Origin of the sequence: Cupriavidus sp. WKF15, assembly GCF_029278605.1 — a bacterium.
Taxonomy (GTDB): domain Bacteria; phylum Pseudomonadota; class Gammaproteobacteria; order Burkholderiales; family Burkholderiaceae; genus Cupriavidus.
On the sequence record NZ_CP119573.1, the window covers coordinates 2,079,443 to 2,099,313 of the forward strand.

Annotated in this window: 14 protein-coding genes; 8 read left to right on the forward strand and 6 right to left on the reverse strand. The window is 65.1% G+C overall.

Translation table 11 applies throughout. The annotated features are described in order from the left end of the window. Positions 1-14 precede the first annotated feature (14 nt). The 3 genes from CupriaWKF_RS26850 to CupriaWKF_RS26860 all read left to right on the forward strand — a co-directional run bounded on the left by CupriaWKF_RS26850 (position 15) and on the right by CupriaWKF_RS26860 (position 5,246). On the forward strand, positions 15-1,763 hold the full coding sequence (locus tag CupriaWKF_RS26850) for a DUF1302 domain-containing protein (protein WP_276101467.1): 1,749 nt from the start codon (positions 15-17) through the stop codon (positions 1,761-1,763). A gap of 122 nt (positions 1,764-1,885) precedes the next feature. Continuing rightward, positions 1,886-4,246, forward strand: coding sequence for an MMPL family transporter (locus CupriaWKF_RS26855; protein WP_276101468.1), 2,361 nt, complete (start codon positions 1,886-1,888; stop codon positions 4,244-4,246). 10 nt (positions 4,247-4,256) lie between these two features. Continuing rightward, on the forward strand, positions 4,257-5,246 hold the full coding sequence (locus CupriaWKF_RS26860; protein WP_276101469.1) for a YCF48-related protein: 990 nt from the start codon (positions 4,257-4,259) through the stop codon (positions 5,244-5,246). 65 nt (positions 5,247-5,311) lie between these two features. Here the strand turns inward: CupriaWKF_RS26860 and CupriaWKF_RS26865 are convergent, their stop codons facing one another. From CupriaWKF_RS26865 to phbB, 3 genes are all read right to left on the reverse strand, one after another. Then, complete coding sequence (locus tag CupriaWKF_RS26865; RefSeq protein ID WP_276103222.1) at positions 5,312-6,661, reverse strand: type II toxin-antitoxin system HipA family toxin; 1,350 nt, start codon at positions 6,659-6,661, stop codon at positions 5,312-5,314. 5 nt (positions 6,662-6,666) lie between these two features. Continuing rightward, positions 6,667-6,915, reverse strand: a complete 249-nt coding sequence (locus CupriaWKF_RS26870; RefSeq protein WP_276101470.1) for a helix-turn-helix transcriptional regulator — start codon at positions 6,913-6,915, stop codon at positions 6,667-6,669. Between the two features lie 244 nt (positions 6,916-7,159). Then, a complete protein-coding gene (phbB, locus tag CupriaWKF_RS26875; protein ID WP_276103223.1) occupies positions 7,160-7,903 on the reverse strand; it encodes an acetoacetyl-CoA reductase in 744 nt (247 codons plus the stop codon). Positions 7,904-8,062: 159 nt separating this feature from the next. Here phbB and CupriaWKF_RS26880 point away from each other — a divergent pair, with 159 nt between their 5' ends. After that, on the forward strand, positions 8,063-9,205 hold the full coding sequence (locus CupriaWKF_RS26880) for a DnaJ domain-containing protein (protein ID WP_276101471.1): 1,143 nt from the start codon (positions 8,063-8,065) through the stop codon (positions 9,203-9,205). A gap of 80 nt (positions 9,206-9,285) precedes the next feature. Further along, positions 9,286-10,434, forward strand: a complete 1,149-nt coding sequence (locus CupriaWKF_RS26885; RefSeq protein ID WP_276101472.1) for a GGDEF domain-containing protein — start codon at positions 9,286-9,288, stop codon at positions 10,432-10,434. Positions 10,435-10,484: 50 nt separating this feature from the next. Here CupriaWKF_RS26885 and CupriaWKF_RS26890 read toward each other — a convergent pair whose 3' ends face one another. The 3 genes from CupriaWKF_RS26890 to CupriaWKF_RS26900 all read right to left on the reverse strand — a co-directional run bounded on the left by CupriaWKF_RS26890 (position 10,485) and on the right by CupriaWKF_RS26900 (position 13,996). Beyond that, positions 10,485-11,540 carry an alkene reductase gene (locus CupriaWKF_RS26890; RefSeq protein WP_276101473.1) on the reverse strand — a complete coding sequence of 352 codons (1,056 nt, stop codon included), beginning with the start codon at positions 11,538-11,540 and terminating at the stop codon, positions 10,485-10,487. Positions 11,541-11,632: 92 nt separating this feature from the next. Next, positions 11,633-11,986: a metalloregulator ArsR/SmtB family transcription factor gene (locus tag CupriaWKF_RS26895; RefSeq protein WP_276101474.1), complete on the reverse strand. Its 354-nt coding sequence runs from the start codon at positions 11,984-11,986 to the stop codon at positions 11,633-11,635. A 441-nt stretch (positions 11,987-12,427) separates the two neighbouring features. Further along, complete coding sequence (locus tag CupriaWKF_RS26900; RefSeq protein WP_276101475.1) at positions 12,428-13,996, reverse strand: fatty acid--CoA ligase; 1,569 nt, start codon at positions 13,994-13,996, stop codon at positions 12,428-12,430. A 316-nt stretch (positions 13,997-14,312) separates the two neighbouring features. Between CupriaWKF_RS26900 and CupriaWKF_RS26905 the strand changes: the two genes are divergently transcribed. The 3 genes from CupriaWKF_RS26905 (at position 14,313) to CupriaWKF_RS26915 (ending at position 19,844) form a co-directional block, all read left to right on the forward strand. Further along, complete coding sequence (locus CupriaWKF_RS26905) at positions 14,313-14,636, forward strand: thioredoxin family protein (protein WP_276101476.1); 324 nt, start codon at positions 14,313-14,315, stop codon at positions 14,634-14,636. Positions 14,637-14,858: 222 nt separating this feature from the next. Beyond that, complete coding sequence (locus CupriaWKF_RS26910; protein ID WP_276101477.1) at positions 14,859-15,992, forward strand: two-component system response regulator; 1,134 nt, start codon at positions 14,859-14,861, stop codon at positions 15,990-15,992. 3 nt (positions 15,993-15,995) lie between these two features. Then, on the forward strand, positions 15,996-19,844 hold the full coding sequence (locus tag CupriaWKF_RS26915) for a response regulator (RefSeq protein ID WP_276101478.1): 3,849 nt from the start codon (positions 15,996-15,998) through the stop codon (positions 19,842-19,844). The last annotated feature ends 27 nt before the right edge of the window (positions 19,845-19,871 follow it).

Below are 19,871 nucleotides of genomic sequence, written 5' to 3' on the forward strand. Positions count from 1 at the left end.
AGGATGGAGGAATCATGCGAGCCGCCAAAATCAGCGCCATCGCCGCGGCGGTGTGCGCGCTGGCGTCCCAGCCGTCGTTTGCCTTTACGTTCGAAGGCGAATCAATCAGTGGGGCGTTCGATACAACAATCACCGCGGGTCTCGGGATGCGGGCCGGAAGCCAGTCCTGCTCGATGATCGGCGATCCCTCGTACTGCGGGGGCAATGTGAACACGGGGCAGTGGGCGAACGGCGACGACGGCAACCTGAACTACAAGCGCGGCCAGCTGTTTTCCGCGTACCTGAAGGGAACGAGCGAACTGCTGCTGAGCCTGCCCGATCAATACCGCTTCATGGGCCGGGTCAGCTATCTCTATGACTTTGCCGCGGCCAACACCCAGCGCACCGGGCTGTCCAGCGACGCACGCTCCCAGGTCGTGAGCGATCCGCGCCTGCTTGACCTGTGGGTGAGCAAGGAGTTCGAGATCGGCGAGCAGCGCGCCCGCTGGCGCCTGGGCAACCAGGTCATCAACTGGGGTGAAAGCGTGTTCGCCCTGGGCGGCATCAACGCCACTAACGGCTATGACCTGAACCGCCTTTCCATGCCGGGCACGCAACTGAAGGAAGCGGTCCTGCCGGCGCCGATGCTGAGCTTTGCGTCGGGCCTCGGGCACGGCCTGAACATGGAAGCCTACTACCAGTTCGGCTGGAACCAGTACCGCTTCCCGCCGGTCGGCACTTACTTCTCGGTGGCCGACACGTTCGACAAGGGCCGCCAGGCGGTCTACCTCGACCCGAACAACTTCAACGTTGGCGGCCTGGACCCGGCCGCGGCGGCGCGCACGGGACAGCAGCCTGGCTTCGCAGTACCGATCGGTGGCGACGTGAAGGCACGAAGCCAGGGGCAATATGGCATTTCGATGCACTATAAGCCTGCCGGGGTTGAGGCCGATTTCGGCTTCTACATGCTGAACTACCACGACAAGACGCCAGTCCTGCAGTTCACGGACAATGGCTCGGCGGCACGCTGGAAGTACCTGGAAGACCGCAAGCTGTATGGCATCAGCGCCAACATGCCGGTCGGCAACTGGGCCTTCGGTACCGAGCTTTCCTATCGCCCGCATGATGCGGTGTCGTTGTCTGCCTGCTACGGGCAGGGCGGTCCGACCGACGCGAACACGAATGCGTCGCCGGCCTCCACCTGCGACGCCTGGATCGACAAGAAGAAATTCCAGCTTCACCTGACCGGCTTACTAAGCCTGACGCCAAGCGACCACAAGCCGTTCCTGAAGCTGCTAGGTGCCGACACCGCGACCTTCCTCGCCGAAGTGGTGTTCGTGAAGTACCCGGGCATTGGCTCCGGCACGCGCATCAACCGCACCGCTGCGGACGGCACGGCGGTCACGCAGGTGCCGGCCGCCGGCTACTGGACGTGGACCGGCGCGGACGCCAATGGTCAGACCATCGCCGTCGGCCAGGGCACGTCGTTCTCGTGGGGCTACACCGTCGACTTCAACTGGACCTACGACGGTACCTTGCTGCCGGGCTGGCAGGTGACGCCGGGCGCCACCTACTTCCAGGCGGTCAACGGCCGCACGCCGAGCTTCAGCTCGAATTACATGCAGGGCGCCAAGTCGCTGAACCTCTACGTGCAGTTCAACAAGAACCCGGCGTCGTGGCAGGCCGGCATCAACTACGCGATGTTCTTCAAGGGCGCATCGACGTTCGATCAGCCGCTGGCTGACCGGGATTTCTTCGGCGCGTTCATTTCGAGGAACTTCTGAGGAGGATTCGGGCGGCCTGACTGGTTTACCTGAAGGTCGTCCGGGGCATGGCCCGGGGAGGGGAGCGCGCCTCAGCCCGGGAATGGATGCGCGGGATTCTCGCCTTTGCAAAGGGGAAGCAAGTGTTGTCAAGAATGACTGGATGGCTGGAGCGGATCGTCTTCCGCCATAGAAACATCACGCTGGGCGTCATCGGCCTGTTCACACTGGCGATGGCATTCTTTGCGTCGCAGTTGCGCATGGAGGCCGGCTTCGAGAAGCAGATGCCGATCGGCCACGAGTACATCAGGACGTTCCAGCAGTATCGCGACGAACTGCTGGGCGCGAACCGGCTTACCGTCGTCGTCAAGGCGCGCCACGGCACGATCTGGACGAAAGAGGGGCTTGGCCGGCTCTATGAGGTCACACAGGCCGTGCAGAACCTGTCGAACGTGGATCGCCTCGGCGTCCAGTCGGTCTGGACGCCCAACAGCTTCGTCAACGAGATCACGGAAGACGGCTTCCGTGCCGACCCGCTGATCGACGGTACCATCACGCCGGAGAAGCTGACGCCGGACACCATCGCCAGCATCCAGCGCGCCGCGAGCCAGGGCGGCTTCGTCGGCACGCTGGTCTCGCGCGACCAGGCCAGCGGCATGATCACGGCCGAACTGGTGGAGGTGGACCGCGACGGCAAGCAGCTCGACTACATCGCGTACAACCGGCTGCTCGAAAATCAAATCCGCTCGAAGTTCGAGAACAAGGACTTCGAAGTCCAGATCATCGGCTTTGCCAAGCAGATCGGCGACATCGCCGACGGCGCCGAAGGCGTACTGGTCTTCTGCAGCATCGCGCTGGTCCTGACCGCGCTGGCGGTGTACTGGTACTGCCACTCGCTGCGCTTCACCATCCTGCCGATCGTCTGCTCGCTGACGTCGTTGGTGTGGCAGTTCGGCACGCTGCGGCTGCTGGGCTTCGGGCTGGACCCGCTGGGGGTGCTGGTGCCATTCCTGGTCTTCGCGATCGGGGTGTCGCACGGCGTGCAGCAGATCAATTTCATCGTGCGCGAACTATCCCACGGCAGGAGTTCGATGGAGGCCGCCCGCGCGAGCTTCAGCGGGCTGCTGGTGCCGGGCACGCTGGCGCTGGTGACCGCGCTGGTGTCGTTCGTCACGCTGATCCTGATCCCGATCCCGATGGTGCGCGAACTGGCGATCACGGCGTCGATCGGCGTCGGGTACAAGATCATCACCAACCTCGTGATGCTGCCGGTTGCGGCGTCGTACTTCCATTTCGAAAAGGCATACGCGGCCAGGGCGATGGAAAAGCGCGAGCAGCGCGCCGTGTGGTTGCGCTCGCTGGCGCGCGTGGCCGAGCGCCGCAATGCCGTCATTGCGTTGCTTGTGACCGCCGTAGTCTTTGGTGTCGCCGCCTGGGAAAGCCGTGACCGCGTGATTGGCACACTGCAGCCGGGCGCACCGGAACTGCGCGAGGATGCGCGCTTCAACCGAGATGCCGTGGCGATCTCATCGTCCTATGACGTAGGTCTGGACTGGCTGACCGTCGTCTTCGAGGCGCCGGCCGACTCCTGCGGGAACGTCAATGTCGGCATGCTGCAGGACGAGTTCGTGTGGGCGATGGGCAAGGCCGATGGCGTGGCGTCGATTTCGTCCTACTCGACGCAGCTCAAGACCTACAGCGAGGGCTACAACGAGGGCAACCCGAAGATGGCCGTGGTGCCCATCGACGCCGGCAATTACGCCGCGCTGAGCGCCGAGATCGGTCGTGTGCATGGGTACATGAGCAAGGACTGCAGCATGACCGCCGTCCACCTGTTCCTGAAGGACCACAAGGCGACCACCATCGAGGGCGTGCTGCATGCCGCCCGCGAGTTCCGCAAGACCCACGAGACGACCGGCGTGACCGTCCGCTTCGCGGCCGGCAATGCGGGCGTGCTGGCGGCCATCAACGACGAGGTGGAGAAGTCCGAGCTGCCGATGATGCTGTACGTCTACGCGGCGATCCTGATCCTCGTGTTCGTGGCGTACCGCGATTTCCGCGCCATGATTGCCTGTTGCGTGCCGCTGACCGTCGGCACCTTCATCGGATACTGGTTCATGAAGGAACTGCAGATCGGCCTGACCGTGGCGACGCTGCCCGTGATGGTGCTAGCCGTGGGGATCGGCGTGGACTACGCCTTCTATATCTACAACCGCCTGCAACTGCATCTCGCGAACGGCGTGCAGATCACGGCCGCGCTGGAGAAGGCCATCCAGGAAGTTGGCGTGGCCACGATCTTTACCGCCATCACGCTGGCGATCGGGGTGGCGACGTGGTCTTTCTCTGCCCTGAAATTCCAGGCGGACATGGGTAAGCTGCTTGCCTTCATGTTCATCGTCAACCTGGTCATGGCGATGACAGCGCTGCCGGCCCTGGCGGTGGTGCAGGAAATGATCTTCCCGCGCAGGAAACCGGTCCGGGCGCCCGGTGTGCTGAGTCATTGAGGTGCTGCAAATGAACGTCTCGAAACTGCTGACCTGCCCGGTACTGGCGCTTGCCCTGGCCGGTGCGATGGGCGCCCCTGCCGCAAGCGCCGCCGACGCTGCGCAGCCATTCACCCAACCCGCCGAGGCGGCCAGCCACGCGACCAGGGCGTCCGTCCTGGGCGCGGCCAACGCCGGCAGTCGCGTCGTCACGGTGGGGGAGCACGGCATCGTGCTGCTGTCAGACGATGACGGGAAGTCATACCGGCAGGCCGACAAGGTGCCGCTGCGGGCTACGTTGAACGCGGTGCATTTCGCCGATCCGCAGCAGGGCTGGGCCGTCGGCCATTGGGGAGCGATCCTGCACACGGCCGACGGAGGCCGCACGTGGCAGACGCAGCGGCTCGACACTAAGATCGACCAGCCGCTCTTTTCGGTCTACTTCCGGGATACGATGCACGGCGTGGCGGTCGGCCTGTGGTCGCTGATGCTGCGGACCGAGGACGGTGGCAAGACATGGACGCAGGTCGAACTCCCGCATCCGGCCGCACAGAAGGGCGCCGATGCCAATCTCTACGCGGTCTTCGCCGGCGGCCCCGGTGCACTGCTCGTGGCGGCGGAGCGCGGTCGAATCCTGCGCTCCGTTGATGATGGCGCAACGTGGACTTATGTCGAGACCGGGTACCAGGGTTCGTTCTGGGCCGGCACGTACCTGAAGAGCGGCGCTTTGCTGGTTGGGGGACTGAAGGGAACGATCTACCGAAGCGACGATGCCGGCGCCAGCTGGAAGCCGGCGGCCAGTCCCGCCAAGAGCTCCGTGACCGCGTTTCGCGAGCAGGATGGCAAAGTGTTTGCCACGGCGCTGGACGGCGTCCTCCTGACGAGCGCGGATGATGGCAAGTCATTCGTCGCGACGCAGCGGGCGGATCGCCTGCCGCTGACTGCTGCTGCGGTCGCGTCGTCGGGTGTGCTGTTGCAGTACTCGAAGGCGGGAGTGGTGGCCGCGGGATCCAGGCATTGATCGTAGGAAGGTGATGACAATGTCCGGCGTTTCACAGGCATATCTGCCGGAATTGCCGATTGCCGTCACCTCACCACGACAGATTCCATGTCTTCCAGACGCTTCGCCGATGCCTGAAGGCCTTCGAAAATTCGGTCGGAGACCCGAGCCGGGAATCCAGCAGGGAGCTGTCCTGCTACGCTCGAAATAACCGAGGGAACTTGCGCAATTAAATCGCGAAGGATTGGCTCTGCAGTTTCGCCCGCATAACACCTGTGGGCCATGGCGTTGAAATGGCGGCGCCGAATGTCTTTCAGGTGATAGTGGCGGTTCTTGCCATCGACTGCCATGGCAAGCTTGGCTTTATGGTAAGAGATGCAATTGGGCCCATCGCCGATAATGGGCCAGGCAGACAAGATATCGTAGAGTGGCGTCAGGTTGTAGCGCCCCGCCGACAGCATATGGATGCTGAAGTTCTTGGCATGTCCGTCAGTCGCGGCCAGCATCCAGAACAGGATTTGTGCTGCCAGGAAGGTCTCGAGGTCCCGCTCGGGCGTCTGCGATTGCCGGAGAATTCTCGCAATGTCGGCCATCCCCGGGCCGCCTTCTGCTTCGTATTTCAGATGGGGAGGTACGCCGAGGGCCTGGCAGAAGTCCTCCTGCGGCAACCGCATGATCCACTGGCCGCTGCGATGTAGCTGTCGGTCAAACCGCTTGACGACGAACACTTTCTGCTTGCCGAAGGTCAGTATTTCGCAGTCGGGCACCGGGAGTCCGAACGCCTTGACCAGCTGCATGCAAAGCCATTCGTTCTCCACCGAAGTCGTCAAGTCCGCCTTGCGGTTGCCGACCAGGCCGAGCGGCAGCTTCAAGATATGCGTGGTAGGCGTTGCGCCATGCGGCAGCAGCCACCTTCCTTCGTGATAGAGCAGGGCGGTCTTTTCCTGGGCGCCCGCAATGGAGATGCGGAAATCCTCGTCTTCCCTGACCGTTCCAGGCCCCGTTGTAGTAACCGTATTCTCAAGCAGCTTTTCGATGTCGGCATCGGATAGCGGGATGCCTTCAATCCGGTCGACATTCTGAGGAGCCTCATCTTCCCTGAGGAGTTGGACAGCGCCAACGCAATCGCGTCCAATGGCTTCCAGCAGGTCGAAAGCGTCGGTGGAACCGGTCTGAAACCTGGTGGCGAGCCGCCTGCGGATGTTGTCGTTATCTGGCAGGAGGTTGTCAAAGTAGTTTCGGACTCGGGCTCCCTTCAAGGGAGAGTTGTCAACGCCAAACGGTAATGACAGGGACAAGGGACGGCCGGCGGCAGATCGCATCCAGTCTTCGTCGTACTGGAGCTCCATTGGACCGTGTGGCGGGATGCGCCAGGTGCCAACCCGAAGACCATTGGCCCAGAGGGACAGCGCCCGAGTGTGTGACTTTCTTCCCACGGTCGTTACCACTCCGTTTCTTCGGATGTCGGGGCCGGGCCCTTCGACTGGATGAGTAATTCCAGCCCGTAAAGGCTCACCAGAGCCAGCAGTTGTTCCGCGGAGATGGCTTCAGGTTCCAGTTCCAAGGCTGACAGCCGGCTTTGGCTGAGACCCAGTCTGGTGGCGGCCTGGCCTTGCGTGAGCTTCTTCGCCCGGCGTGCCGAACGCAAGACCTGACCTAGCTGAGATGGCGTCGAGAGCACTTGCATCATTTGAAATACCTGAAATTCGGGTAAAACCATTTTAGTTGAATTACAGGTAAATGCAAATTACCTGAGATGCAAATATTTTGATTTTACCTGTATTGCAAGTAAGCGGCTGGCGCCTTCGCACGCCGCATCTGCACGGCGGTCGGACGGCCGCATTCAGCCGGCCAGCCCGGATTTCGGTCGGACGATGCCAGTGCGCAGCGTGCCGGGAGAGGGCAAGCCGCCCCAGGAGGCACCCATGCAGGCTTCAGTCCATATGCTGCCCGCCGTTTATGGCGAGATTTGCCCCCGTCAGGTAGGCCGCATCTTCCGAGCAAAGGAAGGCCACCAGTCCTGCTACCTCTTCGGGCCTGCCGAGACGGCCCATCGGAATCTGGGGCAGGATTTTGCTGTCCATGACGTCTTTCGGCACGGCCATCACCATCTTGGTGGCCAGATAGCCCGGCGACACCGTATTGACTGTCACGCCCTTCCTGGCGACCTCCAGGGCCAGCGCCTTGGTGAATCCATGCATGCCAGCCTTTGCGGCGGAATAGTTGGTCTGGCCAAAGGCGCCTTTGGAGCCGTTGACCGACGAGATGTTGATGATGCGGCCCCAGCCGCGCTCCACCATGCCCTCGCAGAGCGGCTTGGTGACATTGAATACGGAGTCGAGGTCGGTCCTCAGTACCGCATCCCAGTCAGGCTTGCCCATTTTCTTGAAGGCCATGTCACGCGTGATGCCGGCGTTGTTCACCAGGATATCGACGTGGCCCACTTCGCCCAGGATCTTCGCCATGCATGCCTGGCAGCTATCGAAGTCCGCCACATCGACTTCGTATGCATTCATCTCGCGACCGCCCGCTGCCATGGTTGCCAGCCATTCCTGGACTTTGGTGTTGCCCGGCGAATGGGTTACCAGCACCGTATGGCCCGCATCATGCAAGCGGATGGAAATAGCCTCTCCCAGGCCGCCCATGCCACCCGTAACCAGTGCAATCCTCTTGGTCATACTGACTTCCTCCTCTGGAAAGTTAAAGACCCGGACCCGGCTTGCGGGAAGAGCAGGCCGATTTGTTGCCATTTGAATGGTGGTCGACACAATGGTGACACACAAGGAGGTTGACGTTAGCGAGGGTTACGGACACGCGGAGCGTCCGAAAAGCGAGCCTTGTGGCCGCACGACTCCCCGTCCTATGGCATGCCGATTAACTGGCTCATGGCAAATTGCCCTTTCAATGCCGGCAAAGCGAGATTCCCTTGTTACTGCGCGGGCGGTAAAATCGATCCCGACCTTTATGCGCCGGCATCGAGAATGCATACCCATTACGATAATCTGAAGATTTCTCGTGACGCCCCGCCTGAGGTTATTCGGGCGGCATACAAGGCATTAAGTCAAAAGCATCATCCGGACCGGAACCAGGACTCTTCCGAGTCCCACCGGGTCATGACGATTATCAACACGGCTTATGAGGTCCTGATGGACCCGGCAAAGCGCGCCCAGCACGATGCCTGGATCGCGGCGCAGGAAAAGGCAAAGGCGGTGGCGTCCGCCAGTGCCGGGCAGCGGGCCAGGCCGGCTTCGACAGCCTCTGGCGCCTCCACGAGCCCGGCTTCCAGGGCAGGGTCGGCAGCGCGCCAGGCTCGTCCCGGGGCGTCGACAGCATCGCGGGCATCGGCGCCTTCACAGGGGACGGCAAAGCCGGCCGCCAACCACACTGTTTCAAAGACGCTGTTCGTGCTGGTGGTTGCGGGGGCCGCGATTTACCTGATCATTCCGACAGCGCGCATGCCGGCGGAGACTTCCCGTCCGCCTGAGGTCGTGACCGTGCCGGAAACGCCTGGCGAGTCGCGCGCGGCTCCCGCGACGCCATGGAAGCCGACGCAAGCGCAGCCGCGCTATGTGCGCCCGCCCGTTGCGCCGAACGGCCAGTCCTGGCCGGCGTGGTCCAGCTACGTTCCCGGTTATCCCATTCGCAAGACGGGGGGATTGTCGTCACTGACGGTCGACAATTCGCGCAACCCGGCCGACGTCTTCCTGAAAGTGTTCTCGCTGGAGGGCGGCGACCCGGTCCCGGTGCGTTTCGCACTGGTCAAGGCGGGAGCTTCCTTCGAGTTTGCCAATATGGCTTCCGGCAACTTCGATGTTCGCTTCATGGATCTCGATACCGGGGAGATCTCCAGGACGGAGCCATTCGAACTCGAAGAAATTGCCGAAGGCAATGGCACGCGATACAGCCGGATGTCGCTCACCCTCCATGGCGCGCGCAGCGGCCATGCCCGGACCCAGGAAATCGGCGCAAGCGAGTTCTAGGGCAGGACGTCGCGGACTGCGTCCGAAATCCGCCAGGTGTCTTCAACCATCACGCTCAACGCAAGCAGAGGCACAGGTTTATGCCGGATTCGACAGGGGTGTTCACGCTGCCGCGCTGGCAGCCGATGAAGTGGCTCGTGGACCCCGGCAGGCCGGTCTCTCCGGATATCCGGCATGCGCTGGTGGGCAGCCTGTTCGGCACCCTGTCCATTTTCATCGGCGGCGTCATCAATACGCTGCTGGTGGCGGCGCTCATCACCTGGCATCTGCCACGCACGCAATTTTTCTTCTGGCTGGCGCTGGAATGCATGATCTGTGCCGCGCGCATCGGCGTCCTGACTTCCGCCAAGCGAAGGGCGCGGGCCGGGCTGGCCACGCATACTGACCTGCATGTACTGCTGAGCATGGTCTGGGCGTTCAGCGTTGGCCTGGGGACCTACCTGAGCATTACCAGCGGCGACTGGCTCGCGGCCGCGCTGGCGTGCCTGTCGTCGGCCGCCATGATCGGCGGGATCTGCTTCAGGAACTTCGGCGCGCCAAGGATGACCGGCCTGATGATTCTCCTGGCGCTTGGTCCGTGCTGTCTCGGCGCCCTGGTCGCGCGAGAGCCGTTGCTCCTGCTGACCCTGGTCCAGTTGCCCGTCTATGTCGCCAGCATGACCAGCGCCTCGTTTCGCATGAACGCGATGCTGGTGGCGACCATGGAGTCGGAGCAGGAGAGTGCGCATCGTGCGCGGCACGATTCGCTGACGGGGCTGCTCAACCGGGCCAGCATCCTGACGGAGATCCGGCGCACCAACGCGAGCGACGACCTGCCGTCGCAGCGGCTGGCGCTCTTTTACCTGGATCTCGATGGCTTCAAGCAGGTCAACGATATCCATGGCCACGGTGGTGGCGACGAACTGCTCCAGCACGTCGCCGAGCGCATGCGCGCCGGCGTACCCGGCAGCGCGCGCGTGGCACGGATCGGCGGGGATGAGTTCGTGATCGTGCTTGGCGATGACCAGCGCGACAGCGTCCGGTTGCTGGCCGATCGGCTCCTGCGCGATATCAGCGCGCCATACCGGTTGTCGAATGGGGCCGAGGTCCGGGTGGGCGTGAGCGTCGGCATCGCCCATGTCCGGCCGCAAGGACGCACGGCCGATGCCCTGCTGGGCATCGCGGACAGGGCGCTGTACATGGCCAAGGCACGCGGCAAGGGAACCTTTCACTTCGCCGAAGCGAACTAGCGCGGGTTCCCTTGGCCCTGGCAGGCCGGTGCGACCGGCCGTCGGAGCCGTCAGACCAGCGCCGGGTAGTCCGTATAGCCTTCCGCGCCCGGGTGATAGAACGTCTCGGGGCGCGGCGCATTGAGCGATGCGTCGAGCTCGAGGCGGCGCGGCAGGTCCGGGTTGGCGATAAACAGCTGCCCGAACGCGACGGCGTCGGCCTCGCCGGCGGCCAGCACGCGTTCGGCGGTCTGCTTGGTCATCTTCTCGTTGGCGATATAGACGCCGCCGAATGCCGCCTTTAGTGCCGGCCCGAGGCGATTGTCGCCCAGCGCCTCGCGTGCGCAGATGAACGCGATGCCGCGCTTGCCCAGTTCGCGTGCCACATAGCCGAACGTCGCCGCCGGGTCGGAGTCGCCCATCGAATGCGCATCGCCGCGCGGCGAGAGGTGCACGCCGACGCGGTTGGCGCCCCACACATCGATGCAGGCGTCGGTGACTTCCAGCAGCAGCCGCGCGCGGTTCTCGATCGAGCCGCCGTAGGCATCGGTGCGCTTGTTGGTGGAATCCTGCAGGAACTGGTCAAGCAGGTAGCCGTTGGCACCGTGGACTTCGACGCCGTCGAAGCCTGCCTTCTTGGCATTCTCGGCACCGTGGCGGTAGGCCGCGACCACGCCGGCGATTTCCTCGGTTTCCAGGGCGCGCGGGGTCACGAAGGCGCGCTGCGGGCGCACGAGGCTCACATGGCCGCCGGCTGCGATAGCGCTCGGTGCCACCGGCAGTTCGCCGTCCAGGAAGATCGGGTCCGAGATCCGGCCGACATGCCAGAGTTGCAGGAAGATGCGGCCGCCCGCGGCATGGATGGCGTCGGTCACCTGCTTCCAGCCCGCGACCTGCGCGTCGGTCCAGATGCCCGGCGTGTCGGCATAACCCACGCCTTGCGGCGTCACCGCGGTGGCTTCGGAAATGATCAGGCCGGCAGACGCGCGTTGTACGTAATACTCGGTCATCAGTGCGTTCGGCACGCGCTGGCCACCGACTGCGCGCGAACGCGTCAGCGGCGCCATGATGACGCGATTGGGCAGGTCGAGGTCGCCAATGCGGATCGGATCGAAGAGAGTAGGCATGAGGTCTGGCCTTTCGTATGGAAGGGAAGGACGCACGGTCAGTGCGGAGGTCAGGGCAATGGCAAGACGCGGCAGCGCCATGCCGGTACGAATCAGAGGTCTTGGTGGATATGGTCGAGAAACGCCTGGATGGTCTCTTCGTCACGCTTGAAGAAGACCCACTGGCCAACGCGCCGGGCGCGGATCAGCCCCGCACGCTGCAACGTCGCAAGGTGTGCCGACACCGTCGATTGCGACAGTCCGCAATGCGTGTCGATCAGCCCCGCGCACACGCCCATGTCGAGCGGGTGTTCCTGCTCGGCGAAATACGCTTCCGGCGTTCGCAGCCAGGCAAGGATTTTCCGCCGCACGGGATTGGCCAGGGCCTTGTGGATGGCATCCACGTCGATCTCGGGCTTCGCGGGGGTGGTGTCCGGCGCAGGTTGTTTCGGTGATTCACGAACCATATATCGGGAAACATCAAAATGTGTATCGTGACTATACGATATATGCGCGCGCTCTGCATGACCCCATGCCGAGTGCGGGTTTCGTGAGCGAACTCTGGTCTATTCCCTGTTGACGGGGTTTGACGCGTCAGGAAGATGAGACACCTGCGGGACTGCCCGTGTTCAGAAGATGGGTTGGGGTTGTCGTGCTTGGCAGGCGCCGCTGTTTCGCCGACCCGCGCGCAGCGCAGCCGTAGGCGTCCCACCGATGGCGTGGTTAGGAGGGGCCACCACGTAATCCGGGTTCGCTCATCTGACGTCTCTATCCTGATCATCTACGCGGCAGGCAGTCTGGCTATGCCCTGTACCGTCTTCACCACCTCGGGCCGTTCGTCAACCACGAAAACGCCCGCCAAGCACCGACAACCCCCATCATCCCCCGGCCGCAACACCGCGCCGCCGTCAGCCGGCGCGCAGCATGTGCTTCTGGATCTTGCCGCTGGTGGTCTTGGGCAGCGCCTCCAGGAAATGGTAGCGGCGCGGCCGCTTGTAGGCGGCCAGCCGGTCGCCTTGCAGCAGGAAGGCGTCGAGCTGTTCGGCGCTGACCTGCGCTTGCGGACGCGCGACGACATAGGCGCCGACCACCTGGCCCCAGGTCGGATCGGATTCGCCCAGGACCGCAACCTCCAGCACGGCGGGATGCTCGATCAGGGCGTCTTCCACCTCGCGCGGGTAAACATTCTCGGCGCCGGAGTTGATCATGTAGTCGATGCGGTCGCGGATCCAGAGGTAGCCGTCCTGGTCCAGGCTGCCGAGGTCGCCGGTGTGGTACCAGCCATGGGCCAGTGCCCGCGCATTGGCGTCGGGCCGGTTCAGGTAGCCGCGCATCATGCACGGCCCGCGCACCAGCACTTCACCGACCTCGCCGGGTGCGCACGGCTGTGACGGATCGGTCGGCTCGCCGTCGTCGCGCAGCCGCGCCACCACCAGGTCGTGGCCGAGCGACGGCAGGCCGGCCGAGCCCGCGTGGCTCAGTTGCTCGTGCGGGTAGAGCACCGACATGCAGGGGCCCATCTCGGTGGTGCCGTAGACCTGCACCAGGCCAGCGCCGATCTTGCGGTCCCATTCGCGGATCAGGTGCGGAGCCATCGAGGCGCCGCCATATTCCACGAGCCGCAGCGAGGAAAGATCGCGCCGCTGCGCATCGGGATGGTTCAGCAGCATGCCGACCATGGTCGGTGCCGCAAAGAAATGCGTGACGCGCTCGGCCTCGACCAGCTCCCAGGCCTCGCTGGCGTCAAAGCGCCGCTGCAGTACCTGGGTGGCGCCAAGCTGCAGCCGGGGCAGGAAGCTGGTATGCAGCTCGGCGGTATGGTTGAGCGGGGCCACCGACAGGCCTACGTCTTCGCGCGTCAGGCCCATGGCCTGATGCATCATGGCGTTGTGGAACAGCTTGCTGCGGTGGGTGTGCACGACGCCCTTGGGCCGGCCCGTAGTGCCGCTGGTGTACATGAGGATGCAAGGATCGTCCTCATGCACGATGACGTCCGGTGCCGTGGCGGGCTGGCCGGCGGCCAGCGTGGCCAGGTGGTGCGTGGCAAACGACGGCGCGGCGCCGTCCTCGGCATAGATCAGCAGCGGCTTGCCGGTGGCCTGCGCGGCTGCCTTTTCCGCGACCGGGGCCCCTTCCTGCTCGAACACCAGCGCCCGGGCATTGCCGTCGTTCAGGATATAGGCCAGTTCCTGCGCAGCCAGGCGGTAGTTGACCGGGTTGAACACCGTGCCGATGCGGGCGCAGGCCAGCAGCGTGAAAACGAAGGCCGGCGTGTTGTAGAGAAAGGCCGCCACGACGTCGCCCTTGCCGATGCCAACCGAGAGCAGGGCATTGGCGTGGCGGTTGACTTCGACATCCAGGCCGGCATAGGTCCATGCGCGCCGTGCGGCCCCGGTACCGGTGACCAGCGCGGTCTTGCGAGGCAGGTAGCGGGCGGGCCAGGAAAGGGTATCGCCGAGGGTAAGGCCGTCAGTCAACGTTGTGCTCCAAGGGGCCACGGCAGGAGTGCCCGTGCGCCCGTCTTGTTCCAGTGAACTGTGGACTATAAGGCGAGCATTACATGGGAGTGAAATAACGATTTGCTCTTTCCTTATGCCTCACGCGGCACACCAGGGCAGCCATCGTGGAAATGCGCATTGCCTGCGCCATGCTGGCGTTGCGCGGTGCGGAGACACTGTCCTGAAGGCGGGCCGCGTGGCACACTGCGCCGCCGGTACGGTCGTTGCTTCACGGCAGGCAACAGGCCGCAAACACAGAAAGACATAACCCCCACTTCCGGGAGGAGATGCTGCGATGCCCATGACGGATCATTACCTTTCCGACGCGCCCCCGCGAGCGGAAATCGACGCCCTGCAGGGTCCCACGCTGCTCGAGTTCGGCACCGACTGGTGCGGCTGGTGCCAGCGTGCCCAGCCGGCGCTGGCCCAGGCCTTTGCCAGCTATCCGGACCTGCGGCACATCAAGGTGGAAGACGGCAGCGGCCGCCCGCTGGGCCGCTCGTTCAGGGTCAAGCTCTGGCCCACGCTGGTCTTCCTGCGCGACGGCCAGGAGGTGTCGCGCCTGGTCAGGCCGGCCGACGCGGGGCCCATCCTGAAGGCCATGGCGGCGATTGCCTGAGCGCGCCTGGGCTGCCAAACCTGGCAGCCGCGATGCCAGCCGCGATAATAAACGTGCTGGCAATCCCCGCTTCAGGAGGGCACAGGTTTTGCCCCTTCCGGCCGATGCTCCGATTGGCGATACCTGCGGTGTGCAGTACACGCGCGGGCGCCTGGCTCCTGAATCCGGTGCCGGTCTGCTGCGCCACGCAGCGCAGTGCCCGGCCAACCCAACGCACTGAACATGAGCGCCGACAGCCCAGAGCAGCGACCTACCGTCCTCGTCGTCGACGACATTCCGGAAAACATTGCCGCCATGGTGGCAATGCTGCAGGACCCGTACCGCGTGCGCGTGGCCAACCGTGGCGCCAAGGCGCTGCAGCTGGCCGCGTCGTCGGCGCCGGACCTGATCCTGCTGGACGTGTCGATGCCGGAGATGGATGGCTATGAAACCTGCCGCCATCTCAAGGCCAACCCGGCCACCGCGCACATCCCGGTCATCTTCCTGACCGCCCGTACCGACGAACTCGATGAAGCGCGCGGGTTCGAGGTGGGCGCCGTCGACTACATCATGAAGCCGGTCAGCCCGCCCGTGGCCCGCGCCCGCATCGCCAGCCAGCTTACGCTCAAGCAGGCGCACGATTTCCTGCGCGACCGGTCGGCCTACCTGGAGGCCGAGGTCCAGCGGCGCATGCGCGAAATCACGCAGATCGAAGACGCCACCATCATTGCGCTGGCCGCGCTCGCCGAAACCCGCGACAACGAGACCGGCAACCACATCCGCCGCACCCAGCACTACGTGAGGGCGCTGGCGCGCGCGCTGCGGCACGACCCGCGTTTCAGCGCGCAACTGGACGAGCGCACCATCGACCTGCTGTTCAAGTCCGCGCCGTTGCACGATATCGGCAAGGTCGGGATTCCGGACCGCATCCTGCTCAAGCCCGGCAAGCTGACCGCCGAGGAGTTCGAGACGATGAAGTCCCACACCACGCTGGGCCGCGACGCCATTGCCGATGCCGAAGCCCAGTGCGGCACGCGCGATTCCTTCCTGCGCTATGCGCGCGAGATTGCCCAGTACCACCATGAAAAATGGGATGGCTCGGGCTATCCTGAAGGGCTTGCCGGCGACGCCATCCCCGTGTCGGCCCGCCTGATGGCGCTGGCCGATGTCTATGACGCGCTGATATCGCGGCGCGTCTACAAGCCCGCCTTCCCGCACGAAGAGGCCGTGCGCATCATCCTGGAAGGACGTGGCCGGCATTTCGATCCCGGCATGGTCGATGCGTTCCACGGCATTGCAGACGAATTCCTCGCCATTGCGCTGCGCTTTGCTGACCCGGCACACGAGCCGCAGCGCTGTCTGTCGCCCGCAATCTGAGCGATGTCCAGGCCCGATTCACACGCAGGCTTCTGGCTGCGCGGCTCACTGCTGGCCTACGGCGCACTGCTGATCCTGGCGGTCTGGCTGGTGGCGTTCGCCGCGATGTCGACGGTGCGCCAGAACGAGCAGGCGAGCGTCGGCGCGCGCCTGGGCGCGACCGTCAACACCACCGCGCGCCAGCTCGAGACCTGGGCCAGCGAGCAGCGCCGCCGCGCCGTGTCCATGAGCACGCTGGACGACACGATGCGGCTGGCGCGGCCGCTGCTGGGCGACGGCGCCCAGCCCAGTGCCGACCAGCTGCGCGACTTCGCCAGCTGGATCACGCCGCTGTACCGCTCCAACGGCTATATCGGCTACGGGCTGATCTCGATGGACAACCGCATCGTGGTTTCCGACCTGGCCGAGCGCAACGGACAGCTGCTGCAGCCCGAAGCTGCGGCTGCGGCAACGCGCGCGCGAGAGAACGGTGCCGCCTTGTCTGCGCCATACCCGGGACCGCTGCTGGAAGACGGACCGGTCGGGCCGGTGGGCCGCAGCCCGTTCCAGGTCGTGTGTTCGCGCCTGTGGGACCATGACCGCGCCATCGGCGCGCTATGCCTGCGCATCGACCCGTACGCCGTGATGCTGCAGATCCTCAAGGCCGCGCGTTTCGGCAACTCCGGCGAGCTGTATGTGATCGACCGCGACGGCCGGCTCAATTCGCCGAGCCGCTTCGACGAGACGCTGGTCGGGCAGGGGCTGCTCCAGCCGGGCGATGCCTCCATGTTCAACCTGCACGTGCGCGTGCCGCACGACGTTGGCAATGGCCGCTGGCGTGCCGACAACGATGCGCCGCTCACACGCCTGGCGCAGCAGGTACTGCATTCCGAGACCCTGCAAACTGCCTTCGGCTACCAGGACTACCACGGCCAGCGCGCGGCCGGCGCGGGGCTGTGGATACCGGCACTCGGGGCCGGTCTGATCCTGGAGCAGGACATGGAGGAAGCGCTCGGCTCCTACCTGTCCACGCGCGCCGTGGTGGCCAGCATGGCGGGCGCCATCATGCTGCTGATCGCGGTGGCAGCCTGGGCGCTGCGCAAGAGCCAGCACAAGCTGGCGCAGAGCGAGGAGCGACTGCGCGCGCTGCTGGACCACTCGCCGGCCATCATCCACCTGAAGGACCGCAACCACGTCTTCCTGCAGCTCAATCCGGCCCTGGAGACGCTGCTCGGCCTGGAGCGCGAACAGGTGCTGGGCAAGACCGACCGTGAACTCGCGGTCATGCCCGACGGCACCCAGGAGCGCTGGGAAATCGAAGACCGCGTGATGGCCACGGGACAGGCCGAAGAGCACCTCTACGCGATGGCTTCGCCAGAGGGCACGCGCCAGCTGCGAATCATGCGCTTCCCGGTGCAGGACCCGGCCAGCAAGGCCGTGGTGGGCGTGGGGGCGGTCGGTATCGACATTACCGACGAGGAGCGCGCCACGCGCGAACTCAGGGAGATGTCGCAGACGCTGGAGCAGAAGGTGTGGGAACGCACCCGCGAACTGGCCGTGGCCAACGCGGAACTGGCCAAGGCCAAGCACGAGGCCGAGTCGGCTGCCCAGGCCAAGGCCAGTTTCCTGGCCAATATGAGCCATGAGATCCGTACCCCGATGAACGCGGTAATCGGCATGGCGCACCTGGCGCTCAGCACCCGACTCGACCCCCGGCAGCGCGACTACGTCGAGAAGATCCAGCGTTCGGGCCAGCACCTGCTGGGCATCCTGAACGACATCCTGGACCTGTCGAAGATCGAGGCCGGCAAGCTGGAGATCGAGCAGATCGATTTTTCGCTGGAGCGCCTGCTGCGCACGGTGGGAGATCTGGTCAGCGAACGCGCCGCCGCCAAGCAGCTGGAACTGGTGGTCGACGTGCAGCCGGACGTACCGGATTCGCTGCGCGGCGATCCGCTGCGCATCCGCCAGGTGTTGATCAACTTCACCACCAATGCGGTCAAGTTCACCGAGCGCGGCGAGATCGTGGTTCGCGTGGCGCGCTGTGCCGGCGAGGATGCCGAGACGCGGATCCGGCTGCATTTCGAGGTGCGCGACACGGGCGTCGGCATCGATGCCGATACCATCCCGCGGCTGTTTCGCAGCTTCGAGCAGGCCGACAGCTCCACCACGCGGCAATATGGCGGCAGCGGCCTGGGGCTGGCCATCAGCCACCGGCTGGTGACCCTGATGGGCGGTACCATGGGTGTGCAGAGCGAAGTGGGCAAGGGCAGCACGTTCTGGTTCGAGCTGGCGCTGCTGCCGGGTACCAGGCGGGCGCCGGCACTGCTGGTGCGGCCGGAACTCGCGGGGCGCCGTCTGCTGGTGGTCGATGACCATGGCTATGCGCGCCAGGTGATTGTCTCCATGCTGCGCGGCTTTGGCTTTCGCGCGGACGAAGCCGAGTCCGGCGAGAAGGCGCTATCCGCCATCCAGCACGCGGACGCCATGTCCGATCCCTACCATGCCGTCTTCATCGACTGGCGCATGCCCGGGCTGAACGGCATCGAAACCGTGCGCAGGCTGGCGGCAATGTCATTGCAGGGCCAGCGTCCGCGGCCGCTCATGATTACCGCCAACGGGCGCGAAGAAGTCGTGCGCGAAGGCCAGCGCAACGGCTTCGAGACCACGCTGCACAAGCCGGTCAGCCCGTCGGTCCTGTTCGACGCGACCATGCGGGTGCTGGCTTCGGAGCCGGGACGCATGGCGGACCGCGGCGCGCCGGGATCCGAGACGGGGCCCGGCTGGTCGCTGCCGCACGCGCGCGTGCTGCTGGTCGAAGACAACGAGATCAACCGCGAGGTCGCCACGCATCTGCTTCAGCAGGCCGGCATCACGCCCGATACGGCGGAGAATGGCGCGATCGCACTGGAGCTGCTGGCAGGGCAGGACTACGACCTGGTATTGATGGACATGCAGATGCCGGTCATGGACGGGTTCGAAGCCACGCGCCACATCCGCGCCAACCCGCGGCTGGCGTCGCTGCCGGTGGTGGCGATGACGGCCAATGCCTTGCCCGAAGACCGCAACCGCTGCCTGGCAGCGGGCATGGACGACCATATCGCCAAGCCCATCAGTCCGGCCACCTTCTTCACGACCCTGCACCGGTGGCTGACCGGCACGCCGTCAAGGACCGGCGCCGGAGCGCGGGAAGCGGCGGGCTGGCACGACGATGCGCTGGCCGTGCCGAACGCGATGGTCGAGACGGCCGAACCCGAAGCGGCGGACGCTGCGCCGGACTGGATCCGGGCACTTGCAGCCACGGGCCTGCTCGATGTCGACGGCGCGGTCGCCCGTGTCGGCGGGCGCATCGACACCTTTCGCCAGTTGCTGGGCCGCCTGCTCGCAGGCTATGCGAGCACACCGCAGCAGATCGGCGCGCTGCTGCAGGGCGGCGAGCGTGCCGAGGCCGCGCGCCTTGCGCACGCGCTGGCCGGCCTGGCCGGCAATCTTGGCGCCAGGCAGGTGGCCAGCGTCTCGGCGTCGCTGGAGTGCGCGTTGACGGGAAGGGGGGCGCAAGATCCTTGCGCCTTGCTGCAGGCGCTGGAACAGGCGCACGCCAGCCTGTGCGAAGCGCTGACCCGGCACCTGCCAGCGGAAGCGCCGGGACCGGCAGCGCCGCTCGCCAACCAGGCCGCCAGCACGTCGGACTTGCTCGACCTGCTGCGCCGCCAGTTGGCCGACAGTGCCAGCGATGCCAGCCTGACGTTCGCGGCCAACCGCCAGCGGCTGGCGGACGTGCTGGAAGTCGATCGCTTCCGTCGCCTGTGCGAGGCGGTGGAGAACTATGACTTCGAAAGCGCGGTCGAGGTACTGGCAGGCAGCGCGCGCTAGCCGGGCCGCCTGGCGCGGGGCCTGGCC